This window comes from Actinoplanes aureus (assembly GCF_015704865.1).
Lineage (GTDB): Bacteria > Actinomycetota > Actinomycetes > Mycobacteriales > Micromonosporaceae > Actinoplanes > Actinoplanes aureus.
Genome location: NZ_JADQTO010000006.1, coordinates 239,807 through 264,084, shown reverse-complemented (window position 1 = coordinate 264,084; position 24,278 = coordinate 239,807). Strand labels below are relative to the sequence as shown.

25 protein-coding genes are annotated in these 24,278 nt (G+C 72.2%); 10 read left to right on the top strand and 15 right to left on the bottom strand.

Features of this window, described 5'->3' with window-relative positions:
• The first annotated feature begins 33 nt into the window (after positions 1–33).
• Positions 34–1,182 carry a methyl-accepting chemotaxis protein gene (locus I4J89_RS15265; RefSeq protein WP_309238329.1) on the top strand — a complete coding sequence of 383 codons (1,149 nt, stop codon included), beginning with the start codon at positions 34–36 and terminating at the stop codon, positions 1,180–1,182.
• Positions 1,183–1,186: 4 nt separating this feature from the next.
• Here the strand turns inward: I4J89_RS15265 and I4J89_RS15260 are convergent, their stop codons facing one another.
• From I4J89_RS15260 to I4J89_RS15230, 7 genes are all read right to left on the bottom strand, one after another.
• Positions 1,187–1,861, bottom strand: coding sequence for a DUF6766 family protein (locus I4J89_RS15260; protein WP_196414608.1), 675 nt, complete (start codon positions 1,859–1,861; stop codon positions 1,187–1,189).
• 85 nt (positions 1,862–1,946) lie between these two features.
• The gene (locus I4J89_RS15255) at positions 1,947–2,324 is read right to left on the bottom strand and encodes a hypothetical protein (RefSeq protein ID WP_309238328.1); all 378 of its coding nucleotides are present in this window, start codon (positions 2,322–2,324) and stop codon (positions 1,947–1,949) included.
• Positions 2,325–2,354: 30 nt separating this feature from the next.
• The gene (locus tag I4J89_RS15250) at positions 2,355–2,966 is read right to left on the bottom strand and encodes a TetR/AcrR family transcriptional regulator (RefSeq protein WP_196414607.1); all 612 of its coding nucleotides are present in this window, start codon (positions 2,964–2,966) and stop codon (positions 2,355–2,357) included.
• A gap of 18 nt (positions 2,967–2,984) precedes the next feature.
• Positions 2,985–3,713 carry an ABC transporter permease gene (locus I4J89_RS15245; protein WP_196414606.1) on the bottom strand — a complete coding sequence of 243 codons (729 nt, stop codon included), beginning with the start codon at positions 3,711–3,713 and terminating at the stop codon, positions 2,985–2,987.
• Entirely contained in the window at positions 3,710–4,429 is a 720-nt protein-coding gene (locus I4J89_RS15240; protein ID WP_196414605.1) for an ABC transporter ATP-binding protein, read from the bottom strand. Before I4J89_RS15240 ends, I4J89_RS15245 begins: the two co-directional genes overlap by 4 nt.
• Before the next feature lie 90 nt (positions 4,430–4,519).
• Positions 4,520–5,176 carry a phosphoribosyltransferase gene (locus tag I4J89_RS15235; RefSeq protein WP_196414604.1) on the bottom strand — a complete coding sequence of 219 codons (657 nt, stop codon included), beginning with the start codon at positions 5,174–5,176 and terminating at the stop codon, positions 4,520–4,522.
• Positions 5,177–5,181: 5 nt separating this feature from the next.
• Positions 5,182–5,856, bottom strand: a complete 675-nt coding sequence (locus tag I4J89_RS15230; protein WP_196414603.1) for a dienelactone hydrolase family protein — start codon at positions 5,854–5,856, stop codon at positions 5,182–5,184.
• A 154-nt stretch (positions 5,857–6,010) separates the two neighbouring features.
• On the opposite strand from I4J89_RS15230, the gene I4J89_RS15225 reads away from it, so the two are divergent.
• A complete protein-coding gene (locus I4J89_RS15225; protein WP_196414602.1) occupies positions 6,011–6,406 on the top strand; it encodes a hypothetical protein in 396 nt (131 codons plus the stop codon).
• 77 nt (positions 6,407–6,483) lie between these two features.
• On the opposite strand, the gene I4J89_RS15220 is transcribed toward I4J89_RS15225, so the two are convergent.
• From I4J89_RS15220 to I4J89_RS15205, 4 genes are all read right to left on the bottom strand, one after another.
• Positions 6,484–7,317 carry a DUF4394 domain-containing protein gene (locus I4J89_RS15220; protein WP_196414601.1) on the bottom strand — a complete coding sequence of 278 codons (834 nt, stop codon included), beginning with the start codon at positions 7,315–7,317 and terminating at the stop codon, positions 6,484–6,486.
• Between the two features lie 99 nt (positions 7,318–7,416).
• On the bottom strand, positions 7,417–8,745 hold the full coding sequence (locus tag I4J89_RS15215; protein ID WP_196414600.1) for a jacalin-like lectin: 1,329 nt from the start codon (positions 8,743–8,745) through the stop codon (positions 7,417–7,419).
• 95 nt (positions 8,746–8,840) lie between these two features.
• Positions 8,841–10,199 (bottom strand): alpha/beta hydrolase family protein, encoded by a 1,359-nt coding sequence (locus I4J89_RS15210; RefSeq protein WP_230858969.1) that lies wholly within the window; start codon positions 10,197–10,199, stop codon positions 8,841–8,843.
• Between the two features lie 33 nt (positions 10,200–10,232).
• On the bottom strand, positions 10,233–10,919 hold the full coding sequence (locus tag I4J89_RS15205) for an NUDIX domain-containing protein (RefSeq protein ID WP_309238327.1): 687 nt from the start codon (positions 10,917–10,919) through the stop codon (positions 10,233–10,235).
• Positions 10,920–10,977: 58 nt separating this feature from the next.
• Between I4J89_RS15205 and I4J89_RS15200 the strand changes: the two genes are divergently transcribed.
• Positions 10,978–11,733: a DeoR/GlpR family DNA-binding transcription regulator gene (locus I4J89_RS15200; protein ID WP_196414598.1), complete on the top strand. Its 756-nt coding sequence runs from the start codon at positions 10,978–10,980 to the stop codon at positions 11,731–11,733.
• Between the two features lie 90 nt (positions 11,734–11,823).
• Here I4J89_RS15200 and I4J89_RS15195 read toward each other — a convergent pair whose 3' ends face one another.
• The gene (locus tag I4J89_RS15195) at positions 11,824–12,738 is read right to left on the bottom strand and encodes a LysR family transcriptional regulator (protein WP_196414597.1); all 915 of its coding nucleotides are present in this window, start codon (positions 12,736–12,738) and stop codon (positions 11,824–11,826) included.
• Positions 12,739–12,843: 105 nt separating this feature from the next.
• Here I4J89_RS15195 and I4J89_RS15190 point away from each other — a divergent pair, with 105 nt between their 5' ends.
• Positions 12,844–16,194: a bifunctional proline dehydrogenase/L-glutamate gamma-semialdehyde dehydrogenase gene (locus tag I4J89_RS15190; protein WP_196414596.1), complete on the top strand. Its 3,351-nt coding sequence runs from the start codon at positions 12,844–12,846 to the stop codon at positions 16,192–16,194.
• A gap of 203 nt (positions 16,195–16,397) precedes the next feature.
• Here I4J89_RS15190 and I4J89_RS15185 read toward each other — a convergent pair whose 3' ends face one another.
• Positions 16,398–17,021 (bottom strand): maleylpyruvate isomerase N-terminal domain-containing protein, encoded by a 624-nt coding sequence (locus I4J89_RS15185; protein WP_196414595.1) that lies wholly within the window; start codon positions 17,019–17,021, stop codon positions 16,398–16,400.
• A 98-nt stretch (positions 17,022–17,119) separates the two neighbouring features.
• Here I4J89_RS15185 and I4J89_RS15180 point away from each other — a divergent pair, with 98 nt between their 5' ends.
• Positions 17,120–17,710: an HAD family hydrolase gene (locus I4J89_RS15180; RefSeq protein WP_196414594.1), complete on the top strand. Its 591-nt coding sequence runs from the start codon at positions 17,120–17,122 to the stop codon at positions 17,708–17,710.
• A gap of 3 nt (positions 17,711–17,713) precedes the next feature.
• Here I4J89_RS15180 and I4J89_RS15175 read toward each other — a convergent pair whose 3' ends face one another.
• Positions 17,714–18,178 (bottom strand): Lrp/AsnC family transcriptional regulator, encoded by a 465-nt coding sequence (locus I4J89_RS15175; RefSeq protein WP_230858968.1) that lies wholly within the window; start codon positions 18,176–18,178, stop codon positions 17,714–17,716.
• 100 nt (positions 18,179–18,278) lie between these two features.
• Between I4J89_RS15175 and I4J89_RS15170 the strand changes: the two genes are divergently transcribed.
• Together I4J89_RS15170 and I4J89_RS15165 are read left to right on the top strand one after the other, a co-directional pair.
• The gene (locus I4J89_RS15170) at positions 18,279–19,337 is read left to right on the top strand and encodes a Glu/Leu/Phe/Val dehydrogenase family protein (RefSeq protein ID WP_196414592.1); all 1,059 of its coding nucleotides are present in this window, start codon (positions 18,279–18,281) and stop codon (positions 19,335–19,337) included.
• Positions 19,331–19,786: a hypothetical protein gene (locus I4J89_RS15165; RefSeq protein WP_196414591.1), complete on the top strand. Its 456-nt coding sequence runs from the start codon at positions 19,331–19,333 to the stop codon at positions 19,784–19,786. The genes I4J89_RS15170 and I4J89_RS15165 overlap by 7 nt, the downstream gene beginning before the upstream one ends.
• A gap of 13 nt (positions 19,787–19,799) precedes the next feature.
• Here I4J89_RS15165 and I4J89_RS15160 read toward each other — a convergent pair whose 3' ends face one another.
• Entirely contained in the window at positions 19,800–21,266 is a 1,467-nt protein-coding gene (locus I4J89_RS15160; RefSeq protein WP_196414590.1) for an aldehyde dehydrogenase family protein, read from the bottom strand.
• A gap of 55 nt (positions 21,267–21,321) precedes the next feature.
• On the opposite strand from I4J89_RS15160, the gene I4J89_RS15155 reads away from it, so the two are divergent.
• From I4J89_RS15155 to I4J89_RS15145, 3 genes are all read left to right on the top strand, one after another.
• Positions 21,322–22,128 (top strand): IclR family transcriptional regulator, encoded by an 807-nt coding sequence (locus I4J89_RS15155; protein WP_196414589.1) that lies wholly within the window; start codon positions 21,322–21,324, stop codon positions 22,126–22,128.
• A gap of 108 nt (positions 22,129–22,236) precedes the next feature.
• On the top strand, positions 22,237–23,697 hold the full coding sequence (locus I4J89_RS15150; protein WP_196414588.1) for a benzaldehyde dehydrogenase: 1,461 nt from the start codon (positions 22,237–22,239) through the stop codon (positions 23,695–23,697).
• A 75-nt stretch (positions 23,698–23,772) separates the two neighbouring features.
• Complete coding sequence (locus I4J89_RS15145; protein WP_196414587.1) at positions 23,773–24,078, top strand: hypothetical protein; 306 nt, start codon at positions 23,773–23,775, stop codon at positions 24,076–24,078.
• Positions 24,079–24,278: the final 200 nt, after the last annotated feature.

The window sequence follows — 24,278 nt, the reverse complement described above, 5'->3', positions numbered from 1 at the left end:
TCACCCACAATGTGCCGGGACGGGAGGAGGACCGTGGTGTGGTCCGTCCTGGCCGCCGCCCTGCTGGTGCTGGCCACCGGCATCTGGCTGATCCTGAGGAGCCGCCGGATCACCACGGCCGGGGACGCCGGCGCCCAGCGGGAGATCGCCTCGCTCGCCGAGGCGCTGCGCGAGCGTGACGCCGAACTGGAGCGGTTGCGGGCCGATCAGGACGCCAGCGCCGAGGCCGCCCAGGTGGAGCAGCGCCAGCTCAACCACCGGCTCCGCCGCCGCGCCAAGGAGGCGATCGACAGCACCGCGGCCGTGATCGGCGGCAAGCTGGAGGACGTCGTGCTCCAGGTGGACGCGGCCCGCAACGCGGCGACCGCCACGCACGAGCGGGTGACCCTCACCAACGACGCCGCGGAGGCCCTGGTCCAGCGCGCGCACAGCGCCGACGAGGCGGCCACCGCGCTGAACGCCAGTCTCCGCCAGGTGGCCGGCATCGCCAGCGTGATCTCCGGGATCGCCTCGCAGACCCGGCTGCTCGCGCTGAACGCCACCATCGAGGCGGTCCGGGCCGGTGCCGCCGGCAGCGGGTTCGCCGTGGTGGCCGACGAGGTGAAGAGCCTGGCCGACACCACGGCCGACTCCACCGAGCAGATCACCAGCACGATCGCGACCCTGGAGGCGGACGTCGCGCAGATGGGCCAGACGCTGAACGCGATCGTCCGGGACGTCGGTGACATCGAGGACGCGCTGCGCCAGCTCGGCGGGATCGCCGACCAGCAGCACGGCATCGTCATGCAGCTGCACCAGAGCGTGGACGCCACGATGCACCAGATCGGCGATCTGTCCGACGTGGCCGAACGCCTGGAACGCCGGCGCCACGACCGGATCCCGGTGCCGGGCACGGCGATGCTGCAGACGGTGTCCGGTCAGACCATCACCGCACGGATGACGGACCTGAGTGCCGACGGCCTGGGCTGCACGGTCCCGCCGGGCACGGCCCTCAAGGTCGGCGATCCGGTACGCGCCGACTGCACCTTCGACGGCTTCCGCGGGACGCTCGACGCGCGGGTGGTGCGCCGGCTGGTCCGGGACGACGCCATCGAGATCGGCCTGCACTTCGACGAGTTGCCGGACGCGCTGCGCGACAAGGTCGACGCCTACCTGGCCAGTCTCAGCGCCCAGCACACCTGACCGGTCACCCCTCGACGCCGGTCGAGTCGTGCGGGCTGCCCACCGGCTTCGACTCCGGGGAGCCGCGCTGCCGCAGGTAGATCGAGAGGATCACCATCGACGCGACGGCGAGCAGCTCGGACTGCCAGTTCTGCAGGGTGCGGTTCCAGAAGTCCGGCTCGGTCAGGTACCGCGCCCAGGAGACCGGTTCCTGGAGGTCGCGCAGCTGCTCCTCGTTGAAGGCGGCCATCCCGGCGATCGACTGGGTGAGCCAGGACGCGACGAAGAGCAGGCCCATCACCAGACCGAGCGAGTTGGACAACAGTGTCCGGCGCAGCCCGCCGGCCCGCGCCCAGCTCGGCGAGTCCTCGGTGGCGTACCGGCCGACCTTCTGCTCGCGGTCCGACTCCCGGCCCTCGTCGCCCGGCTTCTTCGACTCGGGCGAGCCCTTCTGCACCAGCCAGACCGTCAGGAAGATGTAGAGGAAGAACTGGAGGTACTCGGACTGCCAGTTCTCCGCCACGTCGGCGGCGAACGACGCCGAGGTCAGGTAGCGGCCGAGCGAGATCGGCTCCATGCCCGCGGCGAGCTGCTGGTGGTTGAAGTCGGCGTGCCCGGCGAACGCCTGCCCGACCAGCACGATCAGGAAGAGGCTGCCGAAGACCAGGCCGAGCGAGTTGTCCCTCAGTGCCCTGCTCATCGGTGCAGCACCCCGAGCGTCGCGAAGTAGAGAAGGCCGGTGGTGACCACCAGCAGGAGCAGCACGTATTGGGCTCGCATCGGCGTCACCCCTCGATCTCGCAGTCGTAGGGACGCTCACCGCGCGGGGTGCATCCGGCGGCCACGACCCGCCAGCCGTCCGGGAAGACGGCGAGGAACACCGTCTCACCGCCGAGCCGGACCAGCGCGCGCTGGCCGTACACCTCGGAATCGGTGACCGGCGCCGGCGCCGGAAGCGCCTCGCTCAGAATGCTCTCCGCGCAGGGCGCGTCGATCTCCGCCTCGGTCTCCGGTGCCAGCAGGGCGCAGGCGGCCTCGCCGTCACCGCCGGCCACCGCCTCGAGGAACCGCGTAGCGGTGTCTCCGGCGGCCGAGGCCCGCTCCTGGACCGATCCGCATCCGGCCAGCAACAGGGCCGGCACCAGCACCATCGCAAGTCGCACGACACGCGGCTTGCCCCGAAGGGCCACGTTTCATGCCTCGGGAAAGACTCCCGGAAGATCTTCGGTGAGGTAGCGCTGGACGGTCGGGCCGATCGCGGCGACCAGAGTCTCCGACGGCACGGAGGCCAGCGGTTCCACCTTGATCACATAGCGGGCCATGGCCAGGCCGACCAGGTGGCTGGCCGCGAGGGTGACCCGCAGGCTGGCCTCGGCCGGGTCGAGACCGAGCCTGGGTACGGCCCGGCGCAGGACCTGGGTGATGATGAACTCGCGGAACAGCTTGGTGGTCCACTCGGTGCCGACCACCGACCGCAGCAGCGCCACCGCGGCCGCGCCGCGCGGCCCGTCCCACATGCGCAGGAACGCGCGCACGAACCGGACGCCGATCTCGTCGCGGTCACCGTCGGTCGCCTCGGTGATGATGTCGATCGGGTCGATCGGCGAGTTCATGGTGGCCAGGAAGAGCTTGTCCTTGGTGCCGAAGTAGTGATGAACCAGCGCCGGGTCGACCCCGGCGCCGGTCGCGATGGCACGGATCGAGGCGCCGTCGTACCCCTTCTCGGCGAACGCGCTGCGCGCCGCCGCCAGGATCGCCTCGCGCGTGTCCGGGTTTCCGGGCCGGCGTCCGGTCCGTCGCACCATCGTTCTCCTTCGTACCGCTCAAGGCGTCCTGCGCCGGAGGGTGGCCGCACCCAGGGTGAGCGCCACCACGACCGCCCCCACCACGACGGCGAGGTCTCGCCACATGATGCCGGTCGGCTCGGCGTTGGCGCCCACCTCGGTCAGCGCCTCCACTGAGTAGGACATCGGCAGCACGTCGCTGATCGCCTGCAACCAGCCGGCCATCGCGGCGCGCGGCACGAACAGACCGCAGAGCAGCAGCTGCGGCGCCACGACGAGCGGCATGAACTGCACCGCCTGGAACTCGGTACGCGCGAACGCGCTGCACAGCAGCCCGAGGGCCACCCCGAGCACGGCGTTGGCCACGGCGATCAGGATGACCAGCGAGAGACTGCCCGCGGTCGTCATGTCCAGCACCCAGTACGCGAAGCCGGCCGCGACGGTGGCCTGCGCCGCCGCCGCCAGACCGAACGCCACCCCGTAACCGAAGAGCAGGTCGAGCTTGCCGACCGGGGTGGTGAAGAGCCGCTCCAGCGTGCCGGTGGTGCGCTCGCGCAGCATCGCGATGCTGGTGATCAGGAACATCACGATGAACGGGAAGACGCCGAGCATGGTCAGCGCGATCCGGTCGAAGACCGCGGGCTGCTCGTCGTACATGAAGTAGATCAGGGTGATCAGCAGCGTCGGCACCACGATGATCAGCGCGATGGTGCGCGGGTCGTGCCGCAGCTGGGTGAGGATCCGCTTGATCGTGCTGGAGAGAATCACGCCGCCACCGCCTGTCGCTTGATCAATTGCAGGAAGGCCTGGTCCAGGTCGTCGGCACCGGCCGCGTGTTTGACCCCCGCGGGGGTGTCGTCGGCGATCAGCGCGCCCTCGCGGATCAGCAGCAGCCGGTCACACCGGTTCGCCTCGTCCATCACGTGGCTGGAGACCAGCACGGTGGTGCCGTCCGCGGCGAGGCGGCGGAAGTGGTCCCACAGCTCGTCGCGCAGCACCGGGTCCTGCCCGACGGTCGGCTCGTCCAGGACCAGGACCTCGGGCCGGCCGACGATCGCGCAGGCGAGGGAGGCGCGGCTGCGCTGCCCGCCGGAGAGGTCGGCCACCAGCTGGCCGGCCGCGCCGGTCAGCCCGACCGCCGCGATCGCCTCGTCGGCCACCGCCGCCTTGAGGCGGTAGAGGCTGGCGAAGTAGCGGGTGTTCTCCCGCACGGTGAGGTCGGCGTAGACGCTGGGCGCCTGGGTCAGGTAACCGATCTTGCGGCGCAGCGGGGTGGAGCCGGCGGGGTGGCCGAGGACGGTCACCCCGCCGGACTCGACGACCTGCACGCCGACGATCGCGCGCATCAGGGTGGTCTTGCCGCTGCCGCTGGGGCCCAGCAGGCCGGTGACGCTGCCGCGCGGGATGACGCAGGAGAAGCCGTCGAGCACGACCCGCTTCCCGCGTTTGACGACGAGGTCGGTGACCTCGATCGCGGTGTCCATATTTCCTCCCCGGAAACTCATCAGGTGTTGAACTCAACGCTAGATGAATTTCCCGGGCACACACAAGTGCCGATTTCAACAGATGAAGAATTAGACCCCGGCGGGGTGGAAGCGGGACAGCACCTCGTCCACGTCCTCGTCGGTGAGCTGGGTGAAGTCCGCGTACCAGCGGCCCACCGCGAGGAACTGCTCCGGCGCACTCAGGTAGACGAGCGCGTCGGTCTCCGGCGCGAGCGCGTCCCGGGCCTGCGGCGCGCACACCGGCACGGCCAGGATCAGCCGCTGCGGGTCGTGCTCGCGTACCCAGCGCAGCGCGGCGTGCGCGGTCACCCCGGTGGCCAGACCGTCGTCGATCAGCACCACCGTCCGGCCCCGGACCGGCGGCGGCGGGCGGTCGCCCCGGTACCGCCGGATCCGGCGGCTCAGCTCGGCGCGCTCGCCGGCCAGGGTGGCGGCGACGTCCTTTTCGGTGATCCCGGCGTACCGCAGGTTCTGCCGGTCGTACACCGGCGGGCCGTCCTCGGCCACCGCACCGACGCCGAACTCGGCATGCCCCGGAGCGCCGATCTTGCGGGCCACCACGATGTCCAGGTCGCCACCGATCCGCTCAGCGACCGGCGCGGCGACCGGCAGGCCGCCCCGCGGCAGAGCCAGGACCAGCGGCCGGCCCTCCCCCGCCGCGCCGATCACCTCGGCGACACGGCCGGCCAGGGCCCGCCCGGCCTCGGTGCGATTCGCGAAGATCATCAGACTCACCTCACCGGCTCCCGGGACGCGGCCGCCAGATGCATGCTGAACCAGTCCCCGGCCTCCTCCGCCACCTGCTCCAGGGCGCCGGGCTCCTCGAACAGGTGCGTGGCGCTCGGGATGATCCGCAACTCGGCGCGGATCCGCATGGTGTTGCGTGCCTGCTCGTTCATGTCGACCACGCGCTGATCCCGCTCGCCGACGATCAGCAGCGTCGGGGCCCGCACCTCGACCAGGGCCGGTCCGGCCAGGTCGGGGCGGCCACCGCGGGACACCACCGCGCGTACCGCCTCGGGCCGGGCCGCGGCGGCGACCAGCGCCGCTCCCCCGCCGGTGCTGGCGCCGAACAGGCCGATCGGCAGCGACGCGGTGGGCGGCTGGTTCCGCGTCCAGTCGATCATGGCGACTAGCCGGTCGGCGAGCAGGCCGATGTCGAAGCGCAGATCACCGGTACGCGAGTCGGCGGCCTCTTCCTCCCGGGTCAGCAGATCGGCGAGCAACGTGGCCAGCCCGCGCCGGTTCAGCTCCTGCGCCACCGCCCGGTTACGCGGGCTGTGCCGGGAACTGCCGCTGCCGTGCGCGAAGAGGACCACGCCGGCCGGATGCTCCGGCAGGGTCAGGTCGCCGTCGAGGCGTACCGTGCCGGCATCGATCCGTTCTTGGGTTGTCCAGGTGGTCATCGTCCGTCCTCTCGGTCCGTTTCATCGGTCGGAGTCCGGAGGGACAGGGGCCTCACCACCACGGTAAGCCGGAGGGGCCGGAAAAGCTCTCAGGTTCGGCGACCGGTTGCCGATCAGGAGGAGGAAGAGGCACCACGGCCTTCGGGGGTCTGCCATGTCCGTGTCCCGGCTGAATCGCAGCTCGCAACCACTGCCGGCCACCCCGGTCCGGACCGCCGCCCGGGAACGCAACCAGCACGCCCGCCAGGACGCGGAGTCGCTGACCGATCGCGACCGGGAGCTCATCTATCAGGCCACCGGCCAGCGGATCCGGCCCGGCGAGCCCAACCCGGGGTGGATCAACGCGCTGGCCGCGGCGATCGCCGCCGACCGGGCGGCCGGGAAGCTGGCCCCGGGCCAGGAGGTGACCGCGGTCTACCTCAAGGACCTGGCCCGCCGGTACGACCAGAACCCGACCGGCCGGAACCCGGTCACCGGCTATCTGGAGCCGGCGCTGCGCCACCTGTCCCAGCAGGGCGGCGGTGGCGGCCGGCTCGACGTGACCGCCTGACCGCTCCTCGTCGGTGTGCTGGCGCCGGGCCGGAGTGCCGCCTGGGTGCACCACCCCGGCCCGGGATCAACGGGACCTCAGCTCTGGCCGAGCGGCAGCGCGAGGTCGGTCACCGTGACCGTGGCGGGGAACCGGCCCAGCTGGTCGGCCCGGCCGCTGAGCAGCGAGATCCGGTACAGGACGTTGCGACCGCCCACCTGGAGAGCGGCGAAACCGGTGGCGTCGGCATCGGTGTAGATGTCGAAGCCGGCCTCCGCACCGGCGTCGACGCCGAGCTTGCCGGTCGGGCTGAGCAGGCCCGCGTTGGCCGGCGCTTGAACGGCGATCTGGTCCAGGGTGGTGTCCAGGTCGAACAACGTGGTGGCGGTGTCCGGGCTCAGGTCGTTGTTGGTGTACGCGACCGCCGTCACACCGGTCGCGGGCGTGGTGGCCGGCGGAATCGTCAGGGTGGCGTCGGCGACCGTGGTGCCGCCGGCGTTGACGTCGTGCCGCAGGTTCTGGCCGGTGTCGCTGACGATCCGCAGCCGGTCGGCGGCCGGGTTGAAGTCGACGCCGAAGCTCGTGCCGTTCAGCGCCACCGCCAACTGGCTGACCTTGGTGGCCTTCGCCCCGCGCACCACCAGGGTGTAGACGCCACCCGCGTCACCGACGCCGTACAGCTTGCCGTCCTGTACCCGGTAGTCGACGCCGACCAGCCGGGTGTCGCTCTGTAGACCGGTGACCTTCCCGGCCGTACGGACCCGGCCCGGCTTGTCCACGGCGAACGTGACCAGCTGCTGGTCGGCGGTCAGCCCGACAGCCTGCAGGCGCCGGTCGTCGTCATCGCTACCCGCGAACGCGGCCCCGGCCGCCCCGAGCGTCAGGGCGACCGCGGCCGCGGTACCCAGGCCGGCGGTGATCCATCGGTTCATCTTGTGCCTCCGCTTGCTCCGTTGGGACATCGCAGGCGATTCGCGGCCCGCGGGGCAGCGGATGGGAAGCGTCGGCCAGACGACACATGCTCGCCCGAGTCAGCGACGCGTGTAGATGAGCCCGATCTTGTCGACCGCGGTGCCCGACCTGCCGTGGAATCCGGCGATCTGCCAGCCGTCCGGGGCGGTCCGGGTCACGCAGTCCGCGGTCGTGGTGCCACCCGCGATGCTGTTGCCCAGGTTCGTGGTGAACCTGGCGTAGAAGATCCGGGTGTGCCCGCTGTACTTGCCCTGGCACAGGTAGGCGCTGGTCAGGTACTCCGCGCTGCCCAGCGTCAGCGACCGGGCCGTGCCGCCGGTCCCGCCGTGGTTCAGCGTGGTGCCACCGGCGAGAGTCAGCGACAGCTGGTCCAGGCGCGACCCGGCCCGCAGTCCGACCGTGGTGGCCCGCGCGCCGGCCGGCACCGCGGTGATGTCGTTGTAGTACGCGCCGTGCGGCCCGCCGAACTGCTCGCTGAACTGGTACGCCGGGTTCACCGACCAGCTGAACGCGGTGCTGATCGGGAAGTGGTCGGACAGCATCAGCCCGTCCGCGGTGCGGAACCCGAGATGCTCGTTGTGGTAACCGGTCGCCTCGAGCGTGACGAACCGGCTGCTCCGGTAGAGGACCTTGTCGACCACCTCGCAGGTGTCGGTGATCGCCGCCGCGTCGCAGAGCAGCGCCCCGGAACCGGCCGGCGGGGCGACGCCGCCGCGTTCCAGTTGCACCCAGGCGTCGGTCAGCCCGTTGGCCGCGACGAAGTCCCGGATCGTGTCGGCCGCCCGGGTGTAGCGGGTGTTGGTGTCGCCCGCGACGACGACCGCGTTGCCGGCCGAGTGGGTGGCGATGAACGCGCCGAGCTGATTCAGGTTGTCGGCCCGGGCCTGCTGGTCGCCCGTGCTGGTGCCGGCGTTGGTGTGCAGGTTGTAGAAGTCGGCGTAGACGCCCTCGGCGAGCCGGATCCGCTGGAAGGTGAAGCCCTTCGGGGTGAGGCAGTCACCGGAGTCGAACTGGCAGGCGTTCCAGTCGCCGCGCTCGAAGTCACCGGTGTCGTAGGCGTACGCGGAAAGGGTGTTGAGCCCGGATCCGATCCCGGCGCCACCACTGGTCGGGGTCCGGTGTGCGTGCGCCGTGTCGGCCGCGTAGAGGTACGCGTGGTAGTTGAAGTCCTCCTGAACCTGCACGATCTCGTAGGGCGCGAGCCGCTGGCCGATCGCGGTGGTGGCGGTCTTCCGGTCGGTCTCCGCGCTGGAGATCAGCTCGGGCAGCCCGGCGATGTTGTAGGTGAGCAGATCGAAGGAGCCGCCGGTGGCGGCCCGGGCGGGAGCGGGGACGACGAGCAGGGCGGCGGCGAGGACGCCGGTCGCGAGGATTCCCTGACGAAGCATGACCGGAAGGTATCCACCGGCATCGAGTTACGCACGCGCCGCCTGATCGACCCGCACAGCGCGCCGGCCGGAGGAGCCCGGCCGGCGCGCCGGCGTCAGCGGGCCGGGCAGGCGGGTGCGACGAACAGCGGGCGTACCGCCTCGGTGAACCGGCAGCCGAAGCTCGCGCTCGCCACCGCGCGCCGGTCCAGGATCGCGTCCCCGGCCGGCCGGCGGCCGGTCTCCACCCAGCGGACCAGGTCGTCGAAGCCGCGCTGCCGCTCGGCCAGGGCGAACCCGCAGTGCGCCACGTCACGGATCGCCCGCGAGACGAACAGATGCGACCGCCCGTTGCGGCGCGCCTCCCGGGCGTACTCCTGCTCCATCGAGAACGGCACGAACAGGTCGCCGATGCCGTGCAGGGACAGCACCGGCACCGGCGGCCGGCCGTCGATCCGGGGCACGCCGGCCAGACCCGGATCCGCCACCGCGGTACGCCGTACCCGCAGCACGTCCCGGTTGAGCTGCCACTCCACGGCGGTCGGCCAGGCCTTGTCGGTGGCCCGGTAGAACGTGTGCCGGTTGTCGGTGAGGTTGCCGGGCGCGATGCCCGCCGTGCCGCCGGAGGTGGCCGGGTTCACGCTGAACAGGAACGGCAGCCCACCCTGCTGTGCGGTGTTCCAGTACCGGAACGACGACTCGAATCCCGGCCGCTCGCCGCCGCTGCGCCGCTCCACCACGTCGGACCAGACCTGCCCGGCGCCGGTCAGCGGTGCCGGGAGGCCGAGCGCGGGCTTGATCTGTGCGACCTGCGCGGCCCACGCGGCCGGCTCCACCGGGAAGGAGGTCGGCACCCCGGCGAGCGCGGCGGCCGTCACGCTGGCGTCCAGGAAGTAGTCGAAGAGCTCCACGTCGCCGAGCACCCCGCAGGTCGGCATGGCACCGGCGAACGCCCGCGGATACTCCTCGATCGCCACCGCGGTGATGTGACCGCCCATCGAGTCGCCGGTCATGTAGACCTTGCGTGCCGAGTGGCCGGTCACCTCCTTGAAGAGGCCGATCAACGCGTACGAGTCGCGGACGCCCTGCCCCACGTCGTAACCGTTGGTGGCGTAGCTGGACGCGGCCCAGGCGTACCCGTTGCTCACGTAGTGCTGGCGCAGGTCCGGGCTGCCGACGTACACCGTGGTGCCGGTACCCCGGTAGCCGTGCGCGTACAGCACCAGCCGGCCGTTCCAGCGCTCCGGTATCTCGATCCGGTAGGCGGCGCCGTCCCGGATCCCGGTACGCGTACGCGCTCCGGGCAGTGCGGTGAACGGCGTACCGTCCACATCGCAGTCCGGATCGGCCACCAGATAGCCGGGCTGTGTAGTGCTCGGTGTCGGTGCGGTACAGACCTCGGCGGCGGCTGCCGGTACGCCGAACAACATCCCGGCGATCAGGGAAACCACGACTGCGGCGGCACGAACGATCATCGCGTTACCTCCCGGTAACATCCAATGATTCGTTCAGATCGATGTCAAGTGGCGAAACGGCCCACGCAGCGCGGCCCACTGCACCAGCATGATCGTCTTGGCGTCGGCGATCTCTCCGGAGTCGATCCGCCTCAGCGCCTCGGCGAACGGCAACTCCACCGCCTCGATGTCCTCGCCGTCGCCGGCCAGCCCACCGCCGGCACCGACCCGCGACTCCGCGCTGTACGCCGCCGCGAAGCAGTGCACCCGCTCGGTCACCGAGCCCGGACTGGTCCACACGGCGAAGACCGGCTCCAGCGCGCCCACCTCGACGCCCAGCTCCTCGCTCGCCTCCCGCCGGATCGCCGCGGCCGGGTCGTCGCCGTCGAGCAGGCCGGCCGCGGTCTCCAGGAACATCCCGTCAGGGTGGCCGTTCACGTACACCGGGAACCGGAACTGCCTGGTCAGCAGCACGGTCTCCCGGTGCGGGTCGTAGAGCAGCACGGTCGCGCCGTCCCCACGGTCGTAGGTCTCCCGCTGCTCACGGCTCCAGCTCCCGTCCCGCCGCCGGTAGTCGTACGTGGTCCGGCGCAGCACATGCCAGGCCGCCGCCAGCAATTCCACATCGCGGATCACCACGTCCGGGTTGCCGGCCAGATCCCGGCCTACTTGATCCAGCCCGGTACGACCGCGGGCGTCCGGCACGTCGAGGCCGGGATGGTTCGGCATTGGCTTCGTCACGACCGGGAACCTACACTGCAAAACGCGCAACAGTCGACAACAATAAGGAGAATCACGGATGCTGGCGGCGGAACGACGTGACTTCCTCCTGGCCCGGCTGCACACCGACGGCAAGCTGGTGGCCAAGGAGATCGCCGCCGAGCTCGGCGTGGCCGAGGACAGCATCCGGCGCGACCTGCGCGAGCTCGCCGCCGCCGGCCTGTGCCAGCGCGTCTACGGCGGTGCCCTGCCCGTCTCGCCGGCAGTCGCCGACTACGCGGCCCGGACCACCGTCGCCACCTCCAGCAAGGACCGGGTCGCCGCCGCGGCCGCCGCCCTGATCCGGCCCGGCAGCACGGTCCTGCTCGACGGCGGCACCACCGCTCTCGCCGTCACCGCCGCCCTGCCCGCCGACCTGCACGCCACCGTGGTCACCCACAGCCCCACCGTCGCCGCCGCACTGGTCACCCACGCCGCCGTCGACGTCTACGTCCTGGGCGGCCGGCTCTTCAAGCACTCCGCGGTCACCTGCGGAGCGGCCGCCGCCGAAGCCGCCCAGCGGATCTCCGCCGACCTGTTCCTGCTCGGCGTCACCGGCGTCCACCACGAGGCCGGCCTCACCACCGGCGACGCCGACGAGGCCGCCATGAAACGCACCCTCGCCGGCCGGGCCGCCGACACGTACGTGCTGGCCTCCAGCGAGAAGATCGGCGCCGCCTCACCCTTCACCGTGCTGACCCCCGACGCGGTGAGCGGCGTCATCACCGACGCTCCGGCGGACCATCCGGTGCTGCGCGCCCTGCGCACCGCCGGCGTCGCCATCATCCCGGCCTGAGCACGGCCTGCCGGCCGGATCTTCTCGGGCCCAACCTGAGTGTTGTCTTGAGGCCGTTGAGACAGCATTGAGGTTGGGCCGAGATCACCGCTAGGCCGGGCCGGCCGGCTGGGCCTCCCGGACCACCTGTTGCAGGGTGTCGCGGAAGGCGCGGGCGGCCGGCGAGGCCGCACCGGCCAGGCGCTGGGCGGTGAAGATGGTGCGGCGTGGCTGCTCCGCCAGCTCCAGCAGGCGGCAGGAGGTCGAGCGGCCCGCCCACACCAGGTCCGGGATCAGCGCCACCGCGTTGCCGGACTCGACCAGGCGCATGTGGGCCTGCAGGTCCGCGGTCTCGTAGCGCACGTCCGGTTCGAAACCGGCGCGGCGGCAGGCCTGTTCGGCGAAGTGCCGGGAGGCGGCGCCACGCGGTTCCATCACCCAGGGCATGTGCCGCGCGGAGGAGAGCGAGTCGACCGGGTGCAGGGAGGACGCGACCGACGGCAGGGCCAGCCGGATCGCGTCGGTGGTGAGGTCGCGGCGGTCCAGGCCGGGGTGGTGTGGCGCGGCGTGTGCCGGGTACTGCTCAGCCACGACCATGTCGAAGTCGCGCGCCCAGGTTTCCCGGAGGGCTTCCTCGGGTTCGCGCTGGACCATCTCCACGCGTACGTCGGGGTGGCGCAGGGCCATGGCGCGCAGGGTGGCCGGCATGAAGGCCAGGGCCGCGGACTGGAAGACCGCGACCCGGACCCGGCCGGTGACCCGGGTGGCGGCGGCCTGCAGGCGGGCCTCGGCCCGTTCGAGGGTGTCCAGGACCTCGCCGACGGAGGCGACGAGCACCTCGGCCTGCGGGGTGAGCTGGACCCGGCGGCCGGCTTTGCGCAACAGCTGGGTGCCGGTCTCCTTCTCCAGCTGGCTGAGCTGCTGGCTCACCGCGGACGGGGTGAAGTTCAGCGCCTCGGCGACGGCGGCGATGGTGCCGCGGATGGCGAGCTCGCGGAGCAGCACGAGGCGGCGAATCTCCAGCATGAGCCCATAGGTTAGCTGAACTTAAGAACACCGGTCATAAAGCATCGCTTTTCCTAACCGGAGAACAGGGAACACACTGTGGCGGAAACCGGAAGGAGCATCCCGATGTCTGAGATCGCCGAAGAGACGATCGCCCTGGTCCGGCGCTGGCTGCGCGAGGCGGCGGACGTCCCCGTCGGCGGTTCGGCAGCGCAGCTCGCCGGCGTGCTGCGCGACCCGAAGGGGCTGGCGTTCACCGTCGGCTTCGTCGACGGTGTGGTCCGCCCGGAGGATCTGCGGGTCAGCGCCCGCGCCCTCAATACGCTGGCCAAGGACATCCCCACGTTCCTGCCGGCGTACCAGCGCGCCGCGGTGAAGCTCGGCGGCCGGCTCGCGCCGGTGCTGCCCGGCGTGGTGGTCCCGATCGCCCGCCGCGTGCTCCGGCACATGGTCGGCCACCTGATCGTCGACGCCACCGACGCGCGCCTGGGCAGAGCCATCAAGCGCATCAAGAAGCGCGACGTCCGGCTCAACGTCAACCTGCTCGGCGAAGCCGTCCTCGGCCGCCGGGAAGCCGCCCAGCGGCTGAAGAGCACCGAGCGCCTGCTGGCCCGCGACGACGTCGACTACGTGTCGATCAAGGTGTCGTCGACGGTCGCACCGCACAACCCGTGGGCGTTCGACGAGTCCGTCACGGACATCGTCGAGGAACTGACTCCGCTGTTCACCCTGGCCGCGCGGACCGGCAAGTTCGTCAACCTGGACATGGAGGAGTACAAGGATCTCGACCTGACGATCGCGGTCTTCACCCGGCTGCTCGACCGGCCGGACATGCTCGGCCTGGAGGCCGGGATCGTGCTCCAGGCGTATCTGCCGGACGCGCTGAGCGCCATGATGCGCCTGCAGGCCTGGTCCGCGGCGCGGCGCGAGCGTGGTGGCGCCGGGATCAAGGTACGCCTGGTCAAGGGCGCCAACCTGCCGATGGAGCGGGTGGAGGCGGAACTGCACGGCTGGCCGGTGGCGACCTGCGACAGCAAGCAGGCCACCGACACCAACTACAAGCGGGTCCTGAACTACGCGCTGCACCCGGACCGGATCCGCAACGTGCGGCTCGGTGTGGCCGGGCACAACCTGTTCGATGTCGCGTACGCCTGGGTTCTGGCGGGTGAGCGCGACGTGCGTGCCGGCATCGAGTTCGAGATGCTGCTCGGCATGGCCGAAGGCCAGGCCGAGGCGGTCCGGCGCGAGGTGGGCGGGCTGCTGCTTTACACCCCGGTGGTACGCCCGGAGCAGTTCGACGTAGCCATCGCCTACCTGATCCGCCGTCTCGAAGAGGGCGCCAGCTCGGACAACTTCATGTCCGCCGTGTTCGAGCTGCACCAGAACGAGCAGCTCTTCGCCCGCGAGCAGGAGCGGTTCCTCGCCTCACTGCGTGACCTGGACGAGACGGTGCCCGCGCCGAAGCGGGTCGCCGAACGCTACGCCGCCGTCCCGCGCAGCGAGCCCGGCAGGTTCGTCAACTCACCGGACACCGACCCGGCCGTGGCCGTCAACCGGGACCAGTTCCGCGCGATCCTGGGCCGCGTCGAGGAGTCCACCCTCGGCCTGGCGGTCCCCCGGATCACCAGCCGTGAGCACCTCGACGAGACCCTGGAGAAGGCCGCCGCGGCGAACTGGGGTGGCGCCGACCGCCGTGCCGTGCTGCACCTCATCGGTGACGCCCTGGAGAAGCAGCGGGACACGCTGCTGGAGGTGATGGCCGCCGAGGCCGGCAAGACCGTCGACCAGGCCGACCCGGAGATCTCCGAGGCGATCGACTTCGCCCACTACTACGCCGAGCTCTCCGCCGAGTTGCAGCGGACCGACGGCGCCGTCCCGGTCCCGGTCCGGCTCACCCTGGTCACGCCGCCGTGGAACTTCCCGGTCGCCATTCCGGCCGGTTCGGTGCTGGCCGCCCTCGCCGCCGGCTCCTCGGTGGTGCTCAAGCCGGCCGGCCCGGCCGAACGCTGCGGCACCGTCCTGGCCGGCATCGTGCGTGACGCGCTCTCCGCCGCCGGCGCCGACCCGGACATGGTCACGCTGGTCCAGGTCGACGAGGCCACGCTGGGCCGGGAACTGATCGCCCACCCGCTCGTCGACCGGGTGATCCTGACCGGCGCGTACGAGACCGCCGAACTGTTCCGCTCGTTCCGCCGCGACCTGCCGCTGCTCGCCGAGACCAGCGGCAAGAACGCGATAATCGTGACCCCGAGCGCCGACCTTGACCTGGCCGTCAAGGACGTGGTGTCGTCCGCGTTCGGCCACGCCGGCCAGAAGTGCTCGGCCGCCTCCCTGGTCGTGCTGGTCGGTTCGGTGGCCCGCTCCGCGCGGTTCCGCACCCAGCTCCTCGACGCGGTGTCGTCGCTGGAGGTCGGCTACCCCGCGAACCCGCGCAGCCAGGTCGGCCCGGTCGTGGAACCGGCCGCCGGCAAACTCCTGGACGGCCTCACTACGCTCGGCCCCGGCGAGAAGTGGCTGCTCGAGCCGCGCAAGCTGGACGACACCGGCAAGCTGTGGAGCCCGGGTGTCCGGGACGGGGTGCGGCGCGGTTCGGAGTACCACCGGACCGAGTACTTCGGACCGATCCTCGGCATCATGACGGCCGACACGCTGGATGAGGCGATCGACCTGGTCAACGACGTGGACTTCGGTCTCACGTCGGGCCTGCACTCGCTCGACGAGACGGAGATCCGCACCTGGCTGGACCGGGTGCAGGCGGGCAACCTCTACGTCAACCGGGGCATCACCGGCGCCATCGTCCAGCGGCAGCCGTTCGGCGGCTGGAAGCGCTCGGCGGTCGGCCCCGGCACCAAGGCCGGCGGCCCGAACTACCTGGTCGGCCTCACCGGCTGGGAGTCCCGCCCGGCCACCGCCACCGCCTCGATCGACCACCCCGGCGTGCGGGAACTGCTCGCCGCGGCCGAGCCGCTGGTCACCGCCGACGAGTTCGCCGCCCTCCAGCGCGCCGCCCGCAGCGACGCGGCCTTCCCGATCGCGGCCGCCGACGTCTCCGGGCTCCAGTCGGAACGCAACGTCCTGCGCTACCTGCCCTGCCCGGTGACGGTCCGGCTGGCCGCCGGCGGCTCGATCGCCGACCTGATCCGTGTCCTGGCCGCTGGCACCCTGGCCGGCGCCGACCCGCACGTCTCCACCGCGGAGCCGCTGCCCGCCGTGCTCGCCGCGAAGCTGCGCGACGCGGTGGTCGAGGACGACGCGACCTTCACCGCGAAGCTCGGCGCGGGCCGGCTCCGGCTGATCGGCGGCGACGCCGCCGCGCTGGCCGAGGCCACCGCCGGACGGCCCGACCTGGCGGTCTGGTCCGGCCCGGTGACCGAGGCCGGGCGGGTGGAGCTGCTGCCGTTCCTGCGCGAGCAGGCGGTCAGCATCACCGCACACCGGTTCGGTAACCCTCTGCCGTTGGCTGAGCAGGTTCTTTGAGGGGTACGCGGAGCGGCCGTCCCGGCCGCTCCGCACCGTCCCGCCGAGCCACGCGACCAGCCGCAGCCGCACGGCCTTACCGCGACCGCCGGGCCGGGTGGAGCCGTTCGCTTGCGGTTTGCAGGGCCGGTTGCGGTCGGCTGGTGGTAGGGCGGGACGGTCCCGGTTTCACCGGACGGGCGGTCACGCGTACCGAGGATGTTTTAGATCACGGAGAAGCCCGCCGGGAGGGATGTGCGGCCGGTGAGGGCGCGCAGGAGCTCGGGGCCGTCGCCGGCGGCGACGGCCATGCGGGCCGCGAGTGATGCGGCCTCGGCGAGGGTGCCGGCGTCGAAGGAGATCGGCTCGGAGGCCGCCGCCGCTATGTCGGTGCCGTGCACGACCAGCTCGAACGTGCGGGTCGGCAACCAGTCGCGGACCCGCATGCCGCCGGCCGGCGTGGCCACCAGGTCGTCGTCGCCGGCGCCGGCCAGGGCCGACGTGGCGCGGCCGATGTAGTCGCTGATGAGGGTCGACGGCTGGTCGCCGAGCGCCTTTCCGGTGTCCCGGGCGTCGTCGGTGGACGCCGACCGGGCGGCCGCTACGAGTTCCGGCGGGGCGCTGCGGGCCACCGCGAAGTAGCCCTCCGGGGAACCGACCAGCAGCGTGGGTGCCTTCTCGGACAGCACCACCGGCACCTGGCGCAGCGCCGAGCTGACGGTGTGCCCGAGCAGGTCCCGCAGCGTCCAGTCGCCGAGACCCGGGCCGTCCAGGCGGTCCGGCGGGATGCGGGAGACCAGGTCGGCGAAGGCGATGGCCGCGGACCGGTACGTTCGGCGATAGTCCATGCCGTCAAACCTGCCACGCCGCGGGGCCGCGGGTAAGCCGCGCCACTGTCCGAAGCGTCGCGCCGGGCGGTATCGACGCTGCCCGCTACCCTGCGCCGGTGCTGCTTCCCCTGCCTCCGGGCGAGTTCCGGGCCTACCTCTTCGACTGCGACGGCACCATCACCGACTCGATGCCGGTGCACTACCGCGCCTGGCAGACCGTGCTCGGCGAGTGGGGGTGCGACTTTCCCGAGGAACAGTTCTACGCGTGGGGCGGCCGGCCGGTGGCGGACATCATCGCCGAACTGAACGAGCGGCAGGGCCTGCGGATGCCGGTCGCGGCGGTCGCCGCCCGGCAGGAAGAGGTGTTCCAGGCGGGGCTGGCCGACATGCGAGCCGTGCCGGGGGTGCTCTGGCACATCGAGGACGCGTACCGGCGGGTGCCGTTCGGGGTGGTGTCCGGCAGCACCCGGCCGGCCGTGGTCGCCTCCCTCGAGGCGCTCGGGCTGCTGGATCGGTTCGAGGTGCTGGTCTGTGCGGGCGACTACGTGACCCCGAAGCCGGACCCGGAGGCGTACCTGCTCGGCGCCCGGCTGATCGGCGTGCCGCCGGAGGCGTGCCTGGTCTTCGAGGACACCGACCTCGGCGTGCAGGCGGCGACGGCGGCGGGGATGGCCTCGGTGCGGGTCCCGCCGCCCTGGTTGCGCTGAGATCTAGTCGAGCGGCTCCATCACCCGGTTCCGGGCGTGCTGGTAGATGATCGAGCTGCGGAACCCGACGATCTCCCGGCGGTCGGAGAACCGGTCCATCAGGAACGCGTGCAGGCTGTCCACACTGGGCACCGCGACGTGCACCAGGAAGTCGTCGCCGCCGGCCAGCACGAAGACGCTCAGCACCTCGGGCAGGCCGGCCGCGTACGACTTGAAGCCCTCGATCACCGCCCGGGTCAGCGGCCGGACCTGCACATGCAGCAGCGCCTGGACCTCCCGGCCGAGCGCGGTCAGGCTCACCTCCGCGTGGTAGCCGGTGATCACACCCCGGTCGCGCAGCAGCCGCACCCGTTCCAGGCAGGTCGACGGCGCGATGCCGACCGCGCTCGCCAGGTCCCGGTTGGTCTGCCGGGCGTTCGTCTGGAGTTCTCGTACCAGCGCCGAATCAATGTCGTCCACGGCCGCCATCTTCGCACTCAAGCCGAATTTCGTTCGGCGACTTCGTTCCGGGTCCGGGCAACGTCCTAGCGTCGACGCCGACCGAGCAGCAGATGTACGGGAGGCCGCCATGTCGTTCCAGCCCCAGCGTGTCGTCGTCGAGCGGGGCCACCGGTCCGGCGTGCCGATCGTCGTCGCGGTCCACTCCACGGTCCTCGGGCAGGCGATCGGCGGATGCCGGCTGGCCGCCTACCCGGACTGGCGGGACGGGCTCGACGACGCGTTGCGCCTGTCCGCCGCGATGACCGGGAAAGCGGCCCTCGCCGGGCTGCCACACGGCGGCGGGAAGACCGTGATCGCGCTGCCGGCCGGGCATATTCTCACCCCGGCCCGGCGGCGGGACGCGCTGCTCGACGCCGGGGACGTGATCGCCGGGCTGCACGGGACGTACGCCACCGGCCCGGACGTGGGCACCGGGCCCGCCGACATGGTGACGATCGGCGAGCGTACCCAGCACGTCTTCTGCCGCCCGGCGGAGGCCGGCGGCAGCGGCGACTCCTCCCCGCACACCGCCGCCGGTGTCCTGGCCGCCCTGCGCGCCGTCGCCGTCGAGCGGTTCGGCTCGCCGGACCTGACCGGCCGCAGCTTCGCCGTGCTCGGGCTGGGCCGCGTCGGCACGCATGTGCTCCGGCTGCTCGCGTCGGCCGGCGCGGCCCACCTGGTGGCCGCCGACGTCGACCCGTCCCGGCGCGAGGTGGCCGCCGAGTACGGTGCCACCTGGACCGACCCGCACGACTGCCTGACCGCCGAGGTCGACGTGCTGATCCCCGCCGCGCTCGGCGGGCTGCTCACCCCGGACACCGTGCCGCGGCTGAGCTGCTCGGCGATCGCCGGTCCGGCCAACAACCAGCTCGACGTCCTGTCGACCGCCGATCTGCTGCACGAGCGGGGCATCCTCTGGGCGCCGGACGTGGTGGTCAGCGCCGGCGGCATCGTGCACGCCGTCGCCGCCGAACTGCACCACGAGACCGAAGCACAGATCAGCGCCCGGATCGACGGGATCGGCGACACCCTGGCGAAGATCCTGCACGCCGCCCGGGAGACCTCGTCCACCCCGGCCGCCGCGGCCACCCGGCTCGCCGAGTTCCTCGCCAGCGAGCGAACGGCTTCTATGCTGGCGGCATGCTGAAGGCGCGACGTACGAGCATGTGGCGGAACCGGTACGAGATCAGCAACGACGCCACCCCGATCGCGGTCTGGGACGGCAACTCCTGGACCAGCGGCGGACGGTTCGAACTCGACGGGCACGCCTACCGGATCGGCGCCAACGGCTGGGGCACGCGGTACACGATGACCGACTCACGGGACGCGGTGCTCGCCGAGGCCGAGCGGGTCGGCCGTAAGCAGTGGCGGGTGCACGCCGGTGGGCGGACCTACGAGTTCAAGCGCGACTCGCTGTGGCGCGGCAGCGACGAGCAGCTGATGGACGGCGAAACCGTGATCGGCCGGATCAAGCGGACCAGCGCCTGGCGCGGCGACGTCGCCGCCGAACTGCCCGGCCTGCCGCTGCCGGTGCAGATCTTCGTGCTCGGCGTCGTGGTCACCAACTGGAACAACCAGGCCGCGGCCGCCGCCTAGCCCGCTCGATCACCTAGAAGGGGAACGTACGCCGGTCCTGACGGGCGGTCACCCACTGCACCTGGGTGAACTCCTCGGCGGCGAAGCCCATCCCGAACCGGCCCGCGCCGCTGTCCTTCACCCCGCCGAACGGCATCTGCGGCTCGTCGTTGACCGGCTGGTCGTTGACGTGCACGATCCCGGCCTGCAGGTGCCGGGCCAGGTCGAGACCCCGGTACGTGTCGCCGGTGATGACACCCGCGGTCAGCCCGAAGTCGGTGGCGTTGGCCCGGCGTACCGCGTCGTCCGCACCGTCCGCCCCCTCCAGGAGCACGACCGGCCCGAACGTCTCGTCGAAGGCCAGCTCGGCGGTGGCCGGCACACCGGTCAGCACGGTCGGCGGGAAGCAGCGACCGGACGGCACACCGCCGGTGAGCAGTCGGGCGCCCATCGCGACGGCCTCGTGGACCCGGCGTTCCAGCAGCGACAACGCCCATTCGTTGATCACCGGCCCGATCACCGTGCCGGGGTCGGACGGGTCGCCGACCGGCAGCGCGGCGGCCCGCTCGACGAACCGTTCAGTGAACTCGGCGGCGATCGAGGAGTCCACGATGATCCGGCGGGCACACATGCAGGTCTGGCCGGTGTGCACGAAGGCGCCGTAGGTGGCGGCGTCGACGGCGTACGCCAGGTCCGCGTCGGCGAGCACCAGCAGCGGGTTGTGGCCGCCGAGCTGGAGCACCACCCGCTTGAGGTGGCGCCCGGCCTGCTCGGCGAGCCGCCGGCCGGTGACCGTGGAGCCGGTGAAGCTGATCCGGCGTACCCGCGGGTCGGCGATCAGGACGTCGGCGATCGCGCCGGCCTCACCGGGCGCGTGGGTGACCACGTTGAGTACGCCGGCCGGCAGCCCGGCCTCGGCGAGCAGCTCGGCCCAGAGGGTGCCGCCGGTCAGCGGCGCCTCCTCGGAGGGTTTCAGCACGACGGTGTTGCCGACCGCGATCGGGGCCACCACGGCACGGCCGGCCAGCACCAGCGAGGCGTTCCACGGCGCGATCGCGGCGACCACGCCGACCGGGCGGCGCATCGCGAGGGCGCGGGTGCCGGCCAGGTCCGACGGGAGGATCTGGCCGGCCGGCGCGTACGCCAGACCGGCCGCCTGCCGCAGCATGTTGACGCAGAAGTCGAGCTGGATCGTGGCGAAGTGCACGCCGCATCCGGTCTCGGCGGCGAGCAGCGCGCGTACCTCGGCACGCCGCCGGTCCAGGGCCTCGGCCGCGCGCAACATGATCTGCTGCCGCTGGACCGGCGGGGTTTCCGCCCAGGCCGGAAAGGCCCGCTGGGCGGCCTCGACGGCCGCCGTCGCGTCGTCGGCGTCACCCGCCGCGACCTGGGCGAAGACCTCGCCGGTCCACGGGTTCCGCTTGTCGTAGGTGCGCCCGTTGGCGCCCGCCGCCCAGCGACCATCCAGGTGATGCCGCAGCGATCTGATCTCCCCGTCCATAGCGTTCGCGATGGTAGCGCGTTCCGGCTGTCCGAACGCGTGGCTACCATGCGGCATGACCGCCGACGAGGAAGCCACCTCCAGCGCCGCGTTCTCCCAGTCCCTGGAGCGCGGCCTGACGATCCTGTCGTCGTTCAGCGAGTCCCGGCCGGTGCTCGGCATCGCCGACCTGTCCCGCGCCGTCTCGCTGAACAAGAGCACCACCCACCGGTACGTGGCCACCCTGGCCCGGCTCGGTTACCTGGAGCAGGACCCGGAGACCAAGAAGTACTCGCTGGGGCCACGGGTGGTCGACCTCGGGTTCGCCGCGGTCAACTCCCTGGAGATCAACCGGGTGGCGGCGCCGTATCTGCAGGCGCTCGCGGACGAGACCGGGTACACGGTGAGCATGGCGGTGCTCGACGGCACCGACATCATCTACGTGGAGCGGCGGCGCAGCTGCCGGGCCGGCGGGTTCGCGATGGGGCTGAACCTGCACGTCGGGTCGCGGCTGCCGGCGTACTGCACGTCGATGGGGAAGGTGCTGCTGGCGTACCAGGAGCCGGGCGTGCTGCGAGGGCTGCTGGACCGTACCGACTTCGCGCGCCGCGGGCCGAAGACGCTCACCAACCGGGAGCAGCTCACCGCCGCGCTGGCGAGGATCCGGCAGTCCGGGGTGGCGGTGAACGACGAGGAGCTGGCGTCGGGACTGCGCTCGGTCGCCGCACCGGTCCGCGACCGGACCGGGCAGGTGGTCGCCGCGGTCAACATCGCGGTGCACCTGACCGTCTGGTCGACCACCGCGGACACCGTGGTCGCCCGTCTGGAGCGGCCGCTGCGGCACACCGCCGCGGAGATCTCCACCCGGCTCGGTCACCGCTGATGGTTCTGATTCTCCGAATCCGCGTTCGGATCAGCCGAACAACTCGTTGATCTGCCGGAAACATGGGCTTACCGTCAGCGCACCCTGCGCACCGGGAGGCGAGCGACCATGCTCCTCGACGAGAAAATCTGGACCGGCAACATCTTCATCGGCGGCGAGTGGAAGCCGGGGCGAGGTGACGCGTACGACGTCGTCGAACCCGCGACCGGCGACGTGCTCGGGCGGATCGGGCGGGCCACGCCCGAAGACGTCGACGAGGCCGCCCGGCGCGCCGCCGAGGCGCAGAAGAGCTGGGCCGCCACCCCGCACCCGGCCCGCGCGGCGGTGCTCCGGCGGGCCGCCCGGCTGTGGACCGAGCACGCCGAGGAGATCTCCCGGTGGAACGTCCGCGAGGTCGGCGCCATCCCGCCGATGGCCGGGTTCGCGCTGCACGTCGCCGAGCAGGAGTGCTACGAGGCGGCCGGGCTGCCCAGCCGGCCGTACGGCGAGCTGCTGCCCAGCGAGGAGCCGCGCCTCTCGATGTCCCGGCGGGTCCCGGCCGGCGTGGTCGCCGTGATCGCCCCGTTCAACGTGCCGATCATCCTGGCCATCCGGTCCGTGGCGCCGGCCCTCGCGCTGGGCAACGCGGTGCTGCTCAAGCCGGATCCGCGGACCGCGGTGACCGGCGGCGTCACCCTGGCCCGCATCTTCGAGGAGGCCGGCCTGCCGGAGGGCGTCCTCCAGATGCTGCCCGGCGCCGCCGACGTCGGCGAGGCCCTGGTCACCCACCCGCTGGTACGGGTCATCTCGTTCACCGGTTCCACCGCGGCCGGTCGCCGGGTCGGCGCGCTGGCCGGTCAGCACCTCAAGCGAGCCCACCTGGAACTGGGCGGCAACTCGGCGCTCGTCGTGCTGGACGACGCGGACGTCGGCGCGGCCGTGGACGCGGCGGCCTTCGGTTCCTGGTTCCATCAGGGCCAGATCTGCATGACGACCGGCCGGCACCTGGTCCACGAGCGGATCTACGACGAGTTCGTGGCCCGGCTGGCGGCGAAGGCGGAGGCCCTGCCGGTCGGCGACCCGAACCGGGAGACCGTGGTGCTCGGCCCGATCATCGACGCCGGGCAGCGCGACAAGATCCACAGTGTGGTGACCCGTTCCGGCGAACGCGGCGCCCGGGTCGCGGCCGGCGGCCGGTACGAGGATCTCTTCTACTCCCCCACGGTGCTCGCCGACGTCGCCGACGACACCCCGGCCTTCACCGAGGAGATCTTCGGGCCGGTCGCGCCGGTGCTGCGGTTCCGCGACACCGAGGAGGCGGTCCGGCTCGCCACCGCCAGCGAGTACGGCCTCTCGCTCGGCATCGTGACCCGCGACGTGATGCGCGGCCTGGCCCTGGCCGACCAGATCCCGACCGGCATCGTGCACATCAACGACCAGACCGTCAGCGACGAGGCGAACAGCCCGTTCGGCGGCGTCTCGGCCTCCGGAACCGGTTCCCGTTTCGGTGGCGCGGCGGCCAACGTGGAGGCGTTCACCGAGACCCGCTGGGTCACCGTCCGGGACAAGCCGCCGGCGTACCCGTTCTGAGGAAAGTTGTTTCCGCGCCGTAAACGCCCCCATGAGGCCCTTGCGTTAAATGGACGTTCCTCAATAATGAGCGCCATGAATCGAGCCGAGGCGATGCCGGTTGACGGATCCCGGAGCACGACCGCGACCCCCGGCGAAGGCGCTCCGCCGGGGGCTTCCGGGGAGGCCGGCCGCCCCCTGAATCCGCAGGTCACCGCCGGTGGCGGTGGCCTACCCGCACCGATCCGACCGCCCGCACCCGGTCCGGACGGCCGCACCCGCGACCTGGAGGTCCGCTCCGGACCGGACGGCCGGACGCACGACCTGGAGGTCCGGTCCCGCGAAGTGGACCGGCCCGGCCGCCGGAGACAGCCCCCGACGCGCAGACTGGTCGGGCTGTGAGCCCACCGGCGCGGCCACCGGCTCTCGCACCGGCGGACCGCCTATCCCCCATCCCCCCAGCCGCCCCGCCACTCCCCACGGCGCGCGGCACCATCCCCCCGGCTCCCGCGGCACACCCCACCGCGCGCGGCACCATCCCCCCGGCCCCCGCGGCACACCCCACCGCGCGCGGCCCCATCCCCCGATCACTCCCGCGATCC